The organism is Kitasatospora sp. NPDC059673 (assembly GCF_042734215.1).
Classification (GTDB): domain Bacteria; phylum Actinomycetota; class Actinomycetes; order Streptomycetales; family Streptomycetaceae; genus Kitasatospora.
The window spans coordinates 82,258-97,871 of record NZ_JBHWEN010000024.1 but is presented as its reverse complement, the minus strand read 5'-3'; the positions used below and the strand labels follow the sequence as shown (position 1 = coordinate 97,871).

Here is a 15,614-nt window from a genome sequence, read left to right as displayed (position 1 = left end):
AACCAGGGGCCTAAGCGACCGGGTTGGCCGGGTCGGCAGACCACTCGCTCCAGGAGCCCGGGTACAGCGCAGCGCCCTTGTGGCCCGCGAGTTCCAGGGCGAGGAGTTGGTGCGCGGCCGTGACGCCGGAGCCGCAGTAGACGGCGGTGCGGGTGGGGTCGGTGACGCCGAGGGCCGCGAATCGGCGAGCCAGATCCGCTGCGGGGAGGAAATGCCCGTCCAGCGCGAGATTCTCTGTCGTGGGGGCGGAGGCCGCGCCGGGGATGTGGCCGGCGCGGGGGTCGATGGGCTCGGTCTCGCCCCGGTAGCGCTCACCGGCCCTCGCGTCCAGCAGCAGTCCGGTGCGGGCGAGTTCGGCCGCCTGCGCGGCGCCGACGGCGGGCAGGTGGCCGGGGTTGACCGTGAAGTCGCCGTCGGCGGCGGCCGGCGTCTCGGTGGTGACCGGCTGCCCGGCGGCAAGCCACCCGGCGAGGCCGCCGTCGAGGACCCGGACGTCGGGGTGGCCGGCCCAGCGGAGCAGCCACCAGGCGCGGGCGGCGGAGAGCGAGGGGCCGGCGTCGTAGGCGACCACGGGTCGCGCCGCGGTGACGCCCGCCCGGCGCAGCGCGGCCGTGAGGCGGTCGGTGCCGGGCAGCGGGTGGCGGCCGGCGGTGCCGGGCGGGTCGGCGAGGTCGTGGTCGAGGTCGAGGTAGTGCGCGCCCGGCAGGTGGCCCTTGGCGTACTCCTCGGCGCCGGGCGGGCCGCCGAGCTGCCAGCGGATGTCGAGCAGTACCGGCGGGTGGGGGGTGTCGAGCGCGGCGGCGAGTTCGGCGGCGGTGATCAGCGGCGAGGTCATGCTGCCATTGTGGCGCGGCAACCGACCTGGCGGGGCGTCAGCCTTCGAACGGGAGAACGTCCGGGGAGAGCACGGCGGCCCGGGCGGTGGCCGCGGTGAGGCGGCGGCGGTGGTGGCGCCGGCAGAGCACCTCGTAGCCGATCTCGTCCTCGTTGACGGCGACGTCGCCGACCACGACCTGGGCTCCCTCGACCACCATGACGCCGCCGACGGTGCGGGCGTTGTGGGTGGCGCGGGCGCCGCACCAGCAGAGGGCCTCGACCTGGAGGACCTCGACCCGGTCGGCGAGTTCGATCAGCCGCTGGGAGCCGGGGAACAGCTTGGTGCGGAAGTCGGTGGTGATCCCGAAGGTGAACACGTCGATGCCCAACTCGTCCACGATGCGGGCGAGTTGGTCGATCTGTCCGGCGGAGAAGAACTGCGCTTCGTCGCAGATCAGGTAGTCGACCTTGCCGCCGGCGGAGAGCAGGTTGACCACGTACGTCTGGAACTCGAACGCGTCGCCGACCTCGACCGCTTCGGCGCGCAGGCCGAGGCGGCTGGAGATGGTGGCGGCGCCGGCCCGGTCGTGGCGGGTGAAGATGATGCCCTGCCGGCCGCGGGCGGTGTGGTTGTGGTCCATCTGGAGGGCGAGCGTTGACTTGCCGCAGTCCATCGTGCCCGAGAAGAACACCAGTTCAGCCATGGGTGGAGCGTCAGCCTTTCGGGCGTGGGTGGTTGACGGGCCGGTCTCAGCCACGGACTTCGAGCAGCGGGACGAGTTGTTCGACGGGGGTCATCGAGCCGTGCAGGCCGACCATCTGGGACTCGCCGGGCTCGTTGCGGCTGGCGATGATCGCGATGTCGTCGCGCGCGGCGGCGACCACGTCGCCGATCCGGTGGTAGACCCGTTCGTCCACCTCGGGGCCGAACCAGCCCGCGGCGATGGCCTGGTCGCGGGTGGCGACCCACATCTGCTCGCCGAGCACCTCGCTCCACACGGCGTGCACGTCGCCGGCCGCACCGGGGTGGGCGTACACGTGGCGGGCGCGGCCCTCGCCGCCGAGCAGGGCGACGCCGGCCGAGAGTTCCCAGTCCTCGTCGAAGTCGATCCGGTTCTCCGGGGTGACGTCGATCATGCCGTGGTCGGCGGTGATGTAGAGGGCGGAGCGCGGCGGGAGTTGTTCGGCGAGGCGGCGGGCGAGCCGGTCGACGGTGGACAGGGTGAGCCGCCACTCGTCGGAGTCGACGCCGAAGCGGTGCCCGGCGGCGTCGAGTTCGCTCAGGTACGTGTAGACCAGGGCGCGGTCGTGTTCGGCCAGCCAGGCGGCGGCCCGGTCCATCCGTTCCTCGCCGGTGGTGCGGCCGAGGAAGGTGCCGCCGGAGAGCGCGACCTGGGTGAGCGGGGTGGTGGCGAACAGCGGGGAGGAGACCTGCGCGGTGGCCACCCCCGCGAGGTGCGCCTGTTCGAAGACGGTCGGATAGGGCTGCCAGGCGTGCGGGTCCACGGGCGGCTGCCAGCGCAGCTGGTTCATCAGCTGCCCGCGGCCCGGGATCGCCACCGTGTACCCGGCCAGTCCGTGCTGCCCCGGCGGCAGGCCGGTGCCGACGGAGGCCAGCGAGGTGGCGGTGGTGGACGGGAACCCGGCCGTGATCGGCGTGCCCGCGGCGATCAGCGAGGTGAGGAACGGCGCCCAGTCGGGGTGCCGGCGGATCAGCTCCCAGCCGAGGCCGTCCACCAGGAAGACACACACCCGGTCGGCGGGCTCCAGCGGCAGCGTGGGCCGGTAGCCGGGCACGCCGAGGCCCGCCGCCAGGGTGGGCAGCAGGTCGGAGAGGGCGGCGCAGCCGTAGCGCGGGGCGGGGGCGTCGGCGGGGTCGAGCGGTTCGAACGAGTCGTAGCCGTGATGCATGCCAGGCTCAGCCGTTGCCCACGGTCGCCTCGGACAGTGCCCGGGCGAACACCAGCGCCTGGGCGACCGTCTCCGGGCCGTCCCCGGCCTCGCTGACCCGCAACGACAGGTCGTCGGCGGTGGCGGAGCCGGTGTAGCCGTGGTCCGCCTCGCAGTTGGGGTCGGAGCAACCGGCCGGCTCCAGGTCGAGGCGCTGCACGGCACCCCAGCCGATGGTGAGGACGACCTCGCGGGGCAGGGTGCCGGGGGTGTAGGTCTCCGGGTTGGCGACCATGCGGCTGATCACCACGGAGTTGATCCGGTCCAGCCGGACCGTCTCGGTGGAGGTGGTGGCGTACGGAACGGGCGTGGCCGCGTCGCCGTTCTGCTCGTCGGTGTGGCTGACCACGAAGCGGGACGGGGTGAGCACCAGCACGGTGACGTGTCGGCGGACCTCGTTCGCGTCGAAGGTGGTCTCCTGGTGCACCAGGTACGAGCTGATCGGCTCGGGGCCCACCGCGGACTCCACCGCCTCGGAGACCAGCGCCGGGTAGTAACCGCTGCGCTCGATCGCGGACCGCAGGTCCTGCGTGGTGGTACCGGTCTTCGCCATATCTCCATCCTGGCATGTCCCGCCGGTCCGGCGGGTGGCACTGCGCCGGGGTCGCCCGGCCCGTCGTCCTGCCGTCCGGCCCGGGGGTTGCCCGCTCCTGCCGGGCGGGCAACCACGCAAGGTTACAGCGTGCTCATGGCGCGCGGTCCCAGATCGGTGCGGACCGGCAGCGGGGCGATTCGCACCCGGGCGCCCAGCGCGGTCAGGCCGTGCGGGGCGACCACCACGGGTTCCAGGTCCACGGAGGCGATCTCGGGCAGGTCGTCGACCAGGCGGGAGACCCGCAGCAGCAGCTCCTCCAGGGCGCCGGTGTCCACCGCCTCCGCGCCGCGCCAGCCGAACAGCAGCGGCGCGGCCCGGACCTCGCGGATCAGTTCGGCGACGTCCCGGTCGGTGGCCGGGACCAGGCGGTGGGCGACGTCACCGAGCAGTTCGGCGGGGGCGCCGGCCAGGCCGAAGGACAGGATGGTGCCGACCGCCGGGTCCACGGCGGCGCCGATCACGGTGTCCACGCCGCGCGGGGCCAGCCGCTGCACCACCAGCTCCGCCTGCGCGGCGCCGCCCAGCAGGGCGTCCAGCTCGCGGTGGGCGCGGCGCAGTTCGGCCTCGCTGGTGAGGTCGAGCCGGACGCTGCCGAGGTCGGGCCGGTGGCGCAGGTGTTCGGCGGTGGCTTTCAGCGCAACGGGGTAGCCGAGCGTGGCCGCCGCCTTGACGGCGCTGTTCTCGTCGGGTGCGGCCAGCGTCGGGCTGACCTGGATGCCGTAGTGGCCGAGCAGGGCGGCGGCGTCGGGATCGGGCAGGGTGACCCGGGCTCCGCCGGACTGCAGCCGGGCGGCGACCGCCTCGCGGCTGCCCAGCGCCTGCTCGACCAGGGCGCGGGCGGCGCTCTCGTCCACGCCGTCGAGTTCGGGGACCCGGGCGGTCTGCTCGGCCTCGGCGCTGCGGCGGCGCCACTTCGCGTAGCGCACCGCGTCGGCCAGGGCGTGGACGGCGCGTTCGGGGGCCGGGTAGGCGGGCACTCCCCCGGCCCGCAGGCGGGCGACCAGGGCGGGCAGCGCGAGGTGGGCGAGCAGCAGCGGCTTGCCGAGTTCCCGGCCGCGCTCGGCGGCGTCCAGCAGCGCCTGGGCGATCTCCGGGGCGTCCTCGACCTGTTCGGGCGCGGACTCGGGGCCGCCCAGCACGCCGATCGGCGGGATGGCGACGGCGATCACCGCGTCCACCTGCGGGTCACTGAGCGCGGTGTCCAGGGCTATCCGGAAGTTCTCGCCGCTGGCGCCGGTGGTCAGGTCGACGGGGGTGCGCGGGCGCAGGCCGGTGCCCAGGCAGGTGTCGTAGGTGAGCAGGCCGAGCGAGTCGGAGTTGCCGACGACGGCGACCTTGTTGCCGGCCGGGAGTGGCTGGCCGGCCAGCAGTTCGCCGGTGTCGAACAGTTCGGTGATGGTGTCCACCCGGATCACGCCGGCCTGCTGGAACAGCGCGTCCACGGTGGCGTCGCGCAGCCGGGTGGCGGCGGGCTGGACGGCGTGGCCGGGCGGCAGGCTGCCGGTGTGCCGGGCGCCCTTGAGCACCACCACCGGCTTGGCGGCGGCCAGCCGGCGGGCGATCCGGGTGAACTTCCGCGGGTTGCCGAAGGATTCGAAGTAGAGCAGCACCACCCCGGTGGCGGCGTCCTCCTCCCAGTACTGGAGCAGGTCGTTGCCGGAGACGTCGGCCCGGTTGCCGACCGAGGCGAAGGAGGAGATGCCCAGGCCGCGCCGGTGGGCGGCCTCCAGCAGCGCGACGCCGATCGCGCCGGACTGGCAGAACACGCCGAACGGTCCGCGGCCGGGCAGCACCGGGGCCAGCGAGGCGTTCAGCCGGTGCTCGGGGTCGGTGTTGATCAGGCCGAAGGCGTTCGGGCCGACCACCCGCATGCCCGCGGCCCGGGCCTGCCGGACCAGTTCGCGCTGCCGGTCGCGCCCGTCCGGGCCGGTCTCGGCGTACCCGGCGGTGACCACCACCAGGCCCCGCACACCGTGCGCGCCGCACTCGGCGACCACGGCCGGGACGGCGGACTCCGGCACCGCGATCACCGCGAGGTCCACCGGACCGCGAATGTCCAGCACCGAGCGGTGGGTGGGGACGCCGTCCAGCTCGGTGCCGGGCTCGACGGTGCGGTTCACCGCGTACACCGGGCCGTCGAAACCCGCCCGGATGTCGCGCAGCAGCGCCCGGCCGACCGACTGCGGGTTGCGCGAGACCCCGATCACGGCGATCGAACGGGGCGTCAACAGGCGCTGCACGGAACGGGCTTCGGCGCGGTGTTCACGGGCCCGCATCACCGCCAGCGAGGCGGCGGTCGGCTCCAGGTCGAACTCCAGGTGCACCACGCCGTCGGCGAAGCTGCGCCGCTGGGTGTAGCCGGCGTCGGTGAACACCTTCACCATCTTCCGGTTCTCCGGCAGCACTTCGGCCGTGAACCGGCGGATGCCGCGCTCCTGGGCCACCGCCGCGATGTGTTCCAGCAGCGCGGACGCGATGCCGCGCCCCTGGTGGGCGTCCTGCACCAGGAACGCCACCTCGGCGTCCGTGCCGGTGGTGGACGGCATGCCCGCCTTGTCGATCCGGTCGTAGCGGACGGTGGCGATGAACCGGTCCCGCACCACCAGCGCGAGACCGACCCGGTTCACGTAGTCGTGGTGCGTGAACCGGCGCACGTCCTTGTCGGACAGGTGCGGGTACGGGGCGAAGAACCGGAAGTACTTCGACTGGTCGGAGACCTGCTCGTAGAACTCCACCAGCCGGTCCGCGTCGTCCGCGGTGATCGGTCTGATCCGGGCCGTGCCGCCGTCGCGCAGCAGGACGTCGGCCTCCCAGTGCTGCGGATAACCGTGCTCGGCCTCTTCGCGCGCCATGGCGTGCTTGACGGTGTCGTGCTCCACGGTCGTCAGGGTAGCCGTCGGCGAGCCTGATGGCGCCGCCCCTGCCGGGGACGGCACTCTGACCCTGCTCGCCGCCCGGCCGTAACAGCACCGGCGTGCAACACTGGTCTAGACAACATCTGCACCACCTTGCACCACCTGAAAGGCACCTCTCATGGCTGAGCGCCGCGTCACCATCGGTTGGGCCGAGGGCCTGCACGCCCGTCCCGCCTCGATCTTCGTCAAGGCCGTCACCTCCACCGGCGTCCCGATGACCATCGCCAAGGAAGGCGGCACCCCGGTCAACGCCGGCTCCATGCTCGGCGTGCTCACCCTCGGCGCGGAGGGCGGCGAGACGGTGATCCTGTCGGCGAGCGCGGAGGGCGCGGACGCGGCGCTGGACCGGGTCGCGAAGATGGTGCACGAGGGCCTGGACGAACTGCCGGCGGCGTAGCTTCAGCCGCGCGCTTCGCGTTCCGCCGCTTCCGGCCCCCGTTTCCGACCCGCAGCAGCACGGCCGCACCGCTGTCCGCCGCGGCGGCCCCTCCCCGAAATTCGCATGCGGGCCGCCCCGCCGGCGGCGTACTGTCGGCCCCATGTCGACGCCCCGCATCTCCTAGCAAGAGGACCAGCTTCCACGCCACCCGTGTGTCCTCTTGCTGTTTCGGAGCGTCCTTTCATGATCACCGTTCGTGGTCTCGACGTGCGCGTTGGCGCGCGTCTGCTGCTGCACAACCTCTCCTTCCACCTCGCACCGGGCGACCGGGTCGGCCTGGTCGGCCGCAACGGCGCGGGGAAGACCACTCTTCTCTCCACTCTGGCCGGCCTCGCCGAGCCCGCCGCCGGAACCATCGCGCGGACGGGTTCGACCGGGTACCTGCCGCAGGATTCCCGCGCCGCGGACCCGGCCGTCCCGGTGCTGGACCGCATCCTGTCCGCATCCGGGATGGACGGCGCGCAGCGCGCACTGCGCACCGCGGAATCCGCGATGGCCACGGCCGAAGGGGCAGCGCTGGAGCGTGCGATGAACGCCTACGCCCGGGCCGAAGCCGCCTTCCAGCGGTGCGGCGGGTACGCCGCGCAGGCGGAGGCGGCCCGGGTCGCGGCGGGCCTGGGGCTGCCCGAGCGGCTGCTGGAGCAGCCGGTCGGCGACCTGTCGGGCGGGCAGAAACGCCGGGTGGAGCTGGCCCGGATCCTGTTCGCCGATCACGACACACTGCTGCTGGACGAACCCACCAACCACCTGGACGCCGAGTCGGTGGCCTGGCTGCGCGGCTTCCTGGCGTCCCACCGGGGCGGGCTGGTGCTGATCAGCCACGACCTGGAGCTGATCGCCGCGACGGTGAACCGGGTGTTCCACCTGGATCCGCAGCGGGCCGCGCTGGACGTGCACAACACCGGCTGGTCGACGTACCTGACGCAGCGGGCGGCGGACGAGCGGCGGCGGGCCAGGGAGCGGGCGAACGCGGAGCGCAAGGCGTCGAGCCTGCACGCGCAGGCGGAGAAGATGAAGGCCAACACGAACACCGCCTCGGCGGCGAAGTCGATGGCCAAGCGGGCGGACCGGCTGCTGGCGGGAACGGAGCCGGTGCGCAAGGCCGAGCGGACGGCGCGGATCCGGCTGCCGGAGCCCGCGCCGTGCGGGCGGATCCCGCTGGGCGCGATCAGCCTGGCGAAGGCGTACGGGGACCACCGGGTGCTGGCCGGCGTGGACCTGGCGGTGGACCGGGGCAGCCGGCTCGTGGTGCTCGGCCCGAACGGGGCGGGCAAGACCACCCTGCTGCGGCTGCTCGCGGGCCGCGAATTCCCGGACGGCGGGCGGACGGTGGCGGGCCCGGGCCTGCGGCTGGGCTACTTCGCGCAGGAACACGACACGCTCGTCCCGAACCGCACCGTGTTCGAGCATCTGTCGGCCGCCGCACCGCACTTGACGGACGGCGAGGTGCGTGCCGCCCTCGGATCGTTCCTGTTCGGCGGGGCGGACGCGGACAAACCGGCCGGGGTGCTCTCCGGCGGCGAGAAGACCCGGCTGGCCCTGGCCTGCCTGGTGCACTCGGGCGCCAACGTGCTGCTGCTGGACGAGCCGACCAACAACCTCGACCCGGCCTCCCGGGACGAGGTGCTGCGGGCGGTCGCCGGGTACCCGGGCGCGATGGTGATGGTCACCCACGATCCGGACGCGCTCGCCGCGCTGCGCCCGGACCGGGTGCTGCTGCTGCCGCAGGCGCACGAGGACCTGTGGCACGACCGCTACCGCGCGCTGGTGGAAGCCGGAGCCTAGCCGCCGGTCGGCCGCGGTCGGGCTGCCGCTCGACGCACGCACCCACGCGGTGGTGATCGCGTGGATTCGGTCCGGTGGTGCCCGGATTCCAGGCACCACCGGGCCGCTGGCGTCGTGTCAGCCCTTGACGCAGATCACCTGCTTGAGGTGCGCGACCACCTCGACCAAGTCCTTCTGCTGGGCCATGACCTTCTCGATCGGCTTGTAGGCGCCCGGGATCTCGTCGACCACGCCGGAGTCCTTGCGGCACTCGACGCCCGCGGTCTGCTCGACCAGGTCCTTGGTGGTGAAGCGCTTCTTCGCGGCCGTCCGGCTCATCTTGCGGCCGGCGCCGTGCGAGGCCGAGTTGAAGGAGGCCGCGTTTCCGAGGCCCTTCACGATGTACGAGCCGGTGCCCATGGAGCCGGGGATGATGCCGTACTCGCCGGAGCCGGCCCGGATCGCGCCCTTGCGGGTGACCAGCAGGTCGACGCCGTCGTAGCGCTCCTCGGCGACGTAGTTGTGGTGGCAGGAGATCATCTCGTCGAAGGTGACCTTGGCCTTGGGCAGTTCACGCCGGACCGCGTCCTGGAACAGGGCCATCATCAGCGCCCGGTTGTGCTTGGCGTACTCCTGCGCCCAGAACAGGTCGGAGCGGTAGGCGGCCATCTGCGGGGTGTCGGCGATGAAGACCGCGAGGTCGCGGTCGATCAGGCCCTGGTTGTGCGGCAGCGACTGGGCGATCGACATGTGGTGCTCGGCGAGCTCCTTGCCGATGTTGCGCGAGCCGGAGTGCAGCATCAGCCAGACCGCGCCGTCGTCGTCCAGGCAGAGCTCGATGAAGTGGTTGCCGCCGCCGAGGGTGGCCATCTGCTGGGCGGCCCGCTCGCGCCGCCAGCGCACCTCGGGGGCGATGCCGTCGAAGCGCTGCCAGAAGTCGTTCCAGCCGGTGGTGGACTGCCCGTGCAGCCGCAGCCGGCCCGGCTCGATCGGGTCGGTGTGCAGGCCGCGGCCGACCGGGATGGCCTGCTCGATCCGGTGCCGCAGGTGCGACAGGTCGTCCGGCAGGTCCTTCGCGGTGAGCGAGGACTTCACGGCCGTCATTCCGCAGCCGATGTCGACGCCGACCGCGGCCGGGCAGACCGCGCCCTTCATGGCGATGACGGAGCCCACGGTGGCGCCCTTGCCCAGGTGGACGTCCGGCATCACGGCGAGGCCGTGCAGCCACGGCAGGGTGCTGATGTTGCGCAGCTGCTGCAGGGCCTGGCCCTCGACGGTGGCCGGGTCGGTCCACATCCGGATCGGTACCCGGGCGCCCGGAATCTCGGTGTACGACATGCTGGTTCGACCTCCAGGGTCCGTGAGTTCATGGTGCCGCACGGAAACGCCCGGTGCGGCGGCGGGGAAGATCAGGGGGCGGCCCGGCGAAGCGGGACCGCGGGCGGCAGACGGTGCTGCGCGGCGACTGCTCAGGCAGTTCGGGACGAACGGTGGAAGGGCAGCCTCGGGGAGCGTCGTCGTGGCTCGACCCGCATGGTGACCGCCTCCTTCCGCCTCGCGACGGCCGCGCGTCTCTCGCCCGGCCGGGGATATCTACCCACGTCCGGTGGCAGCGGCGCAATCGATTAAAACGCGGAGGGTCCGGCGGGGCTGACGCCCCGTCGGACCCTCGTGAACGACCAGGTCAGTTGGGGATGACCGTGACGTCCCCGATGCCGAGCGCCTTGATCGGCTCGGCGATCACCGAGGCGTCGCCGACCAGCACGGTGACCAGCCGGTCCGGCGGGAAGGCGGCGACCACGGCGCGGGTGGCGGCGTCGGTGTCGAGCTCGGCCAGCTGCCGGTACAGCTCGGCCTGGTAGGTGTCGGGCAGGTACTGCTCGACCTGGTCGGCCAGGGTGGCGGCGACCGACCCGGCCGTCTCGTACTTCAGCGGGGCGACGCCGACCAGGAACTGCACGGCCTCCTCGCGCTCGCCGTCGGTCAGGCCCTCGGCGGCGAGCGTGCGCAGGATGGTCCAGGTGTCCTGCAGCGCGGGCGCGGTGGACTCGGTGTCCACCGAGCCGCTGATCGCCAGCAGTCCGCGCCCGGAGCCGTCGGCGGCGGAGCGCAGCGACTGGGCGAACGCCCGGACGCCGTAGGTGTAGCCCTTCTCCTCGCGCAGCACCCGGTCGAGCCGGGAGGTGAGGGTGCCACCGAGGCAGTAGATGCCGAGGACCTGCGCGGCCCACGCCGGGTCGTGCCGGTCCGGGCCGATCCGGCCGATCAGCAGCTGGGTCTGCACCGAGCCGGGCCGGTCGACGATGACCACCCGGCCGGTGTCGTCGGCGACCACCGGGCCGTGCACCGACGGCTCGACGCTCTCGCCGGTCCACCGGCCGAGGGTGGACTCCAGCAGGGCGGCCAGGTCTACGCCGGCGAGGTCGCCGACCACCACGACGGTGGCGGTGGACGGGCGCAGGTGGGCGTCGTAGTACGCCTTCACCGCGTCCCGGTCGATCCGCTTGACGCTGTCGGTGGAGCCGGCCCGCGGCCGGGACAGCCGGTCGGACTCGGCGAACAGCGCGGCGTACAGCGCCTTGGCGGACCGCCGGGACGGGTTGGCCTGCTCGTGGACGATCTCGTCGAGGCGGTTGGCGACCAGCCGCTCGATCTCCTCCGCGGGCAGCGCCGGCACCCGCAGGGCGTCGCCGAGCAGGGTGAGGCCGCGCTCCAGCCGGGAGGCCGGGACCTCCAGCGAGACCCGCAGCGCCGGGTGGTCGGCGTGGGCGTCCAGGGTGGCGCCGGCCCGCTCCAGCTCGGCCGCGAACTCCTCGGCGGTGAGCGTGTCGGTGCCCTCCGAGAGCGCCCGGGCGAGGATCGAGGCGACGCCGTCCAGGCCCTCGGGCTCGGCGGCCAGCGGCGCGTCCAGCACCACGTCGACGGCGACCAGCTGCTGGCCGGGGCGGTGGCAGTGCAGCACCGTCAGGCCGTTGGCGAGGGTGAGCCGTTCGGGAGCCGGGAACGCCCACGGGGTGGGGGTGCCGGGCTTCGGCTGCGGGTGGAAGTCCATCGCCGGGATGTACTGCGCGGGGGTGTCGCTCACGCCGCCGCCTCCTCGTTCTCGGAGCTGTCTTCGTCGGTGCTGTCGTCGGGGGTCGGCTCGTACACCAGCACCGCCCGGTTGTCGGGGCGCAGCCGCGCGGCGGCCAGCTCGCGGACCTCCTCGGCGGTGACGTCGAAGACCTTCGGCAGGGCGCTGTTGAGCAGCTTCGGGTCGCCGAACAGCACGGCGTAGCGGCAGAGTTCGTCGGCGCGGCCGGCCACCGTGGTGAGCCGGTCCAGCCACTCGCGCTCGATCTGGGCCTGGGCGCGCTCGAGTTCCTCGGCGGTGGGGCCCTCGGCGGCGAACCGGGCGAGCTCCTCGTCAACGGCGGTCTCGATCTGCTCCAGGGTGGCGCCGGCCCCGGCCTTGACGTCCAGCCAGCCCAGCGAGGGCGCGCCGGCCAGCCGCAGCAGGCCGAAGCCGGCCGCGACGGCGGTGCGGTCGCGGCGGACCAGCCGGTTGTACAGCCGGGAGGACTCGCCGCTGCCGAGGATGGTGAGCGCGAGGTCGGCGGCGTCGGCCTGCCGGGTGCCGTCGTGCGGCAGCCGGTAGGCGGCCATCAGGGCGCGGGAGGGGACGTCCTCGCGGATCAGCTCGCGGGCCTCGCCGTTCATGGTGTCGGGCAGGCTGCCGTCGCGCGGCGGCTGCTTGCCGTCGTGGGCGGGGATGGAGCCGAAGTACTTCTCCACCCAGGCGATGGTCTGCTCGGGGTCGAGGTCGCCGACGATCGACAGCACCGCGTTGTTGGGCGCGTAGTACGTCCGGAAGAACGTCCGGGCGTCCTCCAGGGTGGCGGCGTCCAGGTCGGCCATCGAGCCGATCGGGGTGTGGTGGTAGGGGTGTTCGCCGGGGAAGGACAGCGCGGTGAGCTTCTCGAACGCGGTGCCGTAGGGCACGTTGTCGTAGCGCTGGCGGCGCTCGTTCTTCACCACGTCGCGCTGGTTCTCCATGGACGTGTCGTCCAGGGCGGCCAGCAGCGAGCCCATCCGGTCGGCCTCCAGCCAGAGCGCGAGCTCCAGTTGGTGCGCGGGCATGGTCTCGAAGTAGTTGGTGCGCTCGAAGCTGGTGGTGCCGTTGAGCGAGCCGCCGGCGCCCTGGACCAGTTCGAAGTGCCCGTTGTTGGAGACGTTCGCCGAGCCCTGGAACATCAGGTGCTCGAAGAGGTGGGCGAGACCGGTGCGCCCCTTCACCTCGTGCCGGGAGCCCACGTCGTACCACAGGCACACGGCGGTGACCGGAGTGAGGTGATCCTCGGAGAGCACTACGCGCAGGCCGTTGGCCAGGCGGTGTTCGGTGATGGCGAGGCCGCTGGCGGGGCCGGGGTTGGCCATGCGGGGTCCTTCCCGTCGTCGGTTCCGGAGTGTCCGGGCCGGGGGCTTGTGACGTCCCCCATTCTGGTGCAACGCCCGGTGCCGCCGTCAGGTGTCCGTGCGTCGGGCGCGTTCGCCAGCGGCGGAAGCGGCCCGGGTGACAGGTGGTGTCCCACCGAGGGTCCACAATGGGGGGCGTTCATGCCTTGGCCCTGCCCACCCCAGTACCGCAAGGGAGCCCCGCAGCGATGGCCCGCCGCAGTTCGCCCACCCCGCCGCCCGGTGACTTCGAGGAGCGCATCCTCGATGTCGATGTCGTGGACGAGATGCAGGGCTCGTTCCTGGAGTACGCCTACTCGGTGATCTACTCCCGGGCCCTGCCGGACGCCCGCGACGGCCTGAAGCCGGTGCACCGCCGGATCCTCTACCAGGCCAACGAGATGGGCCTGCGCCCGGAGCGCGGCCACGTCAAGTGCGCCCGCCTGGTCGGCGAGGTGATGGGCCGTCTGCACCCGCACGGCGACGCCTCGATCTACGACGCCGTGGTGCGCATGGCGCAGCCGTTCTCGATGCGGCTGCCGCTGATCGACGGCCACGGCAACTTCGGTTCGCTCGGCAACGACGACCCGCCGGCCGCGATGCGCTACACCGAGTCCCGGCTGACGGCCGCCTCGATGTCGATGGTGGAGTCGATCCACGAGGACACCGTCGACTTCGGCCCGAACTACGACGGCTCCGAGCAGGAGCCCCAGGTGCTCCCCTCGGCGTACCCGAACCTGCTGGTCAACGGCGCCACCGGGATCGCGGTCGGCATGGCCACCAACATGCCGCCGCACAACCTGTCCGAAGTGGTGGCCGCCGCCCGGCACCTGATCAAGCACCCGGCCGCGGACCTGGAAACCCTGATGCGGTTCGTCCCCGGCCCGGACCTGCCGACCGGTGGCCGGATCGTCGGCCTGTCCGGCATCCGTGACGCGTACGAGTCCGGCCGCGGCACCTTCAAGATCCGCGCCACCGCCACGATCGAGAACGTCACCGCCCGCCGCAAGGGCATCGTGGTCACCGAACTGCCGTACACCGTCGGCCCGGAGAAGGTGATCGCGAAGATCAAGGACCTGGTCAACGCGAAGAAGCTCCAGGGCATCGCCGACGTCAAGGACCTCACCGACCGCGAGCACGGCCTGCGCCTGGTCATCGAGGTGAAGAACGGCTTCGTCCCCGAGGCGCTGCTGGAGCAGCTGTACAAGCTGACGCCGATGGAGGAGACCTTCGGCATCAACAATGTGGCGCTGGTGGACGGCCAGCCGCTGACGCTGGGCCTGAAGGAGCTGCTGGAGGTCTACGTCGATCACCGCTTCACGGTGGTCAGGCGCCGCAGCGACTTCCGCCGCCGCAAGCGCCAGGACCGGCTGCACCTGGTCGAGGGCCTGCTGATCGCCCTGGTCGACATCGACGAGGTGATCGCGATCATCCGCAGCAGCGACGACGCGTCCCAGGCCAAGGACCGCCTGATGGAGCGCTTCGGCATCTCCGAGACGCAGACCGCGTACATCCTGGACACCCCGCTGCGCCGGCTCACCCGCTTCGACCGGGTCGAGCTGGAGGCCGAGCAGGCGAAGCTGCTCAAGGAGATCGCCGAGCTGACCGAGATCCTGGAGTCCGACACCAGGCTGCGTTCCGTGGTGTCCTCCGAACTCGGCGCGGTGGCCAAGCAGTTCGGCACCGAGCGGCGCACCGTGCTGCTGGAGGCCGGGTCGGTGCCGTCGGCGGCGCTGTCGGTGCCGCTGGAGGTCGCCGACGACCCGTGCCGGGTGCTGCTGTCCTCCACCGGTCTGCTCGCCCGCACCTTCGACCTGGAGCCGGTCACCGAGGAGCCGTCCCGGGCCAGGCACGACGTGCTGGTCTCCGCCGTCCCCGCCACCGCGCGCGGCGACGTCGGCCTGGTCACCTCGGCCGGCCGGGTGCTGCGCCTGCCGGTGATCGACCTGCCCGCGCTGCCCCCGGGCACCACGGCGCTGGCCGGCGGCGCCGCGGTCTCCGAGTTCCTCCGGCTGGAGGCGGACGAGAAGGCGCTCGCGCTGACCACCCTGGACGAGTCCTCGCCGGGCCTGGCGCTCGGCACCGTGCAGGGCACGGTCAAGCGGGTGGTGCCCGAATGGCCCGCCAACAAGGACGAGTTCGAGGTGATCGCGCTCAAGGACGGCGACACCGTGGTCGGCGCGGTCGAGCTGCGCACCGGCGAGGAGGACCTGGTCTTCCTCACCTCCGACGCCCAGCTGCTGCGCTACCAGGCGAGCCAGGTCCGTCCGCAGGGCCGCCCGGCCGGCGGCATGGCCGGCATCAAGCTGGCGGACGGCGCCCGGGTGCTGTCCTTCACCGCCGTCGATCCGGCCGAGGACGCGGTGGTCCTCTCGGTGGCCGCCGCCTCCGGCACGCTGGACGGCGAGCAGCAGACCAGCTGGAAGCTCACCCCGTTCGACCAGTACCCGCGCAAGGGCCGGGCCACCGGCGGCGTCCGCTGCCAGCGCTTCCTGCGCGGCGAGGACGGCCTGGCGTTCGCCTGGGCCGGTCCGGTGCCCGCCCTCGGCGCCGCCGCCAACGGCCAGCCCGTCCCCCTCCCGGAGCGCGACCCGCGCCGCGACGGCTCCGGCACCCCGGTGCCGGCCAGGATCGCGGCGGTCGGCGGCCGGATGTGACACCCCCGGAACGGCGGGCCTCCCTGATGGGGGGTGCCCGCCGT

At 73.1% G+C, this 15,614-nt stretch carries 11 protein-coding genes; 3 read left to right on the top strand and 8 right to left on the bottom strand.

Translation table 11 applies throughout. The features are described from left to right. Positions 1-10 precede the first annotated feature (10 nt). The 5 genes from ACFV18_RS25600 to ACFV18_RS25580 form a co-directional block, all read right to left on the bottom strand. Entirely contained in the window at positions 11-835 is an 825-nt protein-coding gene (locus ACFV18_RS25600; RefSeq protein WP_380486954.1) for a sulfurtransferase, read from the bottom strand. Positions 836-872: 37 nt separating this feature from the next. Next, positions 873-1,520 (bottom strand): thymidine kinase, encoded by a 648-nt coding sequence (locus ACFV18_RS25595; RefSeq protein ID WP_380486952.1) that lies wholly within the window; start codon positions 1,518-1,520, stop codon positions 873-875. A gap of 46 nt (positions 1,521-1,566) precedes the next feature. After that, positions 1,567-2,727 (bottom strand): alkaline phosphatase family protein, encoded by a 1,161-nt coding sequence (locus tag ACFV18_RS25590; protein ID WP_380486950.1) that lies wholly within the window; start codon positions 2,725-2,727, stop codon positions 1,567-1,569. A gap of 7 nt (positions 2,728-2,734) precedes the next feature. Next, the gene (locus ACFV18_RS25585) at positions 2,735-3,319 is read right to left on the bottom strand and encodes a DUF5998 family protein (RefSeq protein ID WP_380486948.1); all 585 of its coding nucleotides are present in this window, start codon (positions 3,317-3,319) and stop codon (positions 2,735-2,737) included. 122 nt (positions 3,320-3,441) lie between these two features. Next, entirely contained in the window at positions 3,442-6,213 is a 2,772-nt protein-coding gene (locus ACFV18_RS25580; protein ID WP_380486983.1) for a GNAT family N-acetyltransferase, read from the bottom strand. Positions 6,214-6,394: 181 nt separating this feature from the next. On the opposite strand from ACFV18_RS25580, the gene ACFV18_RS25575 reads away from it, so the two are divergent. Together ACFV18_RS25575 and ACFV18_RS25570 are read left to right on the top strand one after the other, a co-directional pair. After that, on the top strand, positions 6,395-6,673 hold the full coding sequence (locus tag ACFV18_RS25575; RefSeq protein WP_380486947.1) for an HPr family phosphocarrier protein: 279 nt from the start codon (positions 6,395-6,397) through the stop codon (positions 6,671-6,673). A gap of 225 nt (positions 6,674-6,898) precedes the next feature. Continuing rightward, positions 6,899-8,500 carry an ABC-F family ATP-binding cassette domain-containing protein gene (locus ACFV18_RS25570; RefSeq protein ID WP_380486945.1) on the top strand — a complete coding sequence of 534 codons (1,602 nt, stop codon included), beginning with the start codon at positions 6,899-6,901 and terminating at the stop codon, positions 8,498-8,500. Positions 8,501-8,617: 117 nt separating this feature from the next. Here the strand turns inward: ACFV18_RS25570 and ACFV18_RS25565 are convergent, their stop codons facing one another. The 3 genes from ACFV18_RS25565 to ACFV18_RS25555 form a co-directional block, all read right to left on the bottom strand. Next, entirely contained in the window at positions 8,618-9,817 is a 1,200-nt protein-coding gene (locus ACFV18_RS25565; RefSeq protein ID WP_380486944.1) for an RtcB family protein, read from the bottom strand. A 346-nt stretch (positions 9,818-10,163) separates the two neighbouring features. After that, positions 10,164-11,531, bottom strand: a complete 1,368-nt coding sequence (locus tag ACFV18_RS25560) for a M16 family metallopeptidase (RefSeq protein WP_380486981.1) — start codon at positions 11,529-11,531, stop codon at positions 10,164-10,166. A 29-nt stretch (positions 11,532-11,560) separates the two neighbouring features. Beyond that, on the bottom strand, positions 11,561-12,895 hold the full coding sequence (locus ACFV18_RS25555; RefSeq protein WP_380486942.1) for a M16 family metallopeptidase: 1,335 nt from the start codon (positions 12,893-12,895) through the stop codon (positions 11,561-11,563). Positions 12,896-13,122: 227 nt separating this feature from the next. Here ACFV18_RS25555 and ACFV18_RS25550 point away from each other — a divergent pair, with 227 nt between their 5' ends. After that, the gene (locus ACFV18_RS25550) at positions 13,123-15,570 is read left to right on the top strand and encodes a DNA topoisomerase (ATP-hydrolyzing) subunit A (protein ID WP_380486941.1); all 2,448 of its coding nucleotides are present in this window, start codon (positions 13,123-13,125) and stop codon (positions 15,568-15,570) included. Positions 15,571-15,614 lie beyond the last annotated feature (44 nt).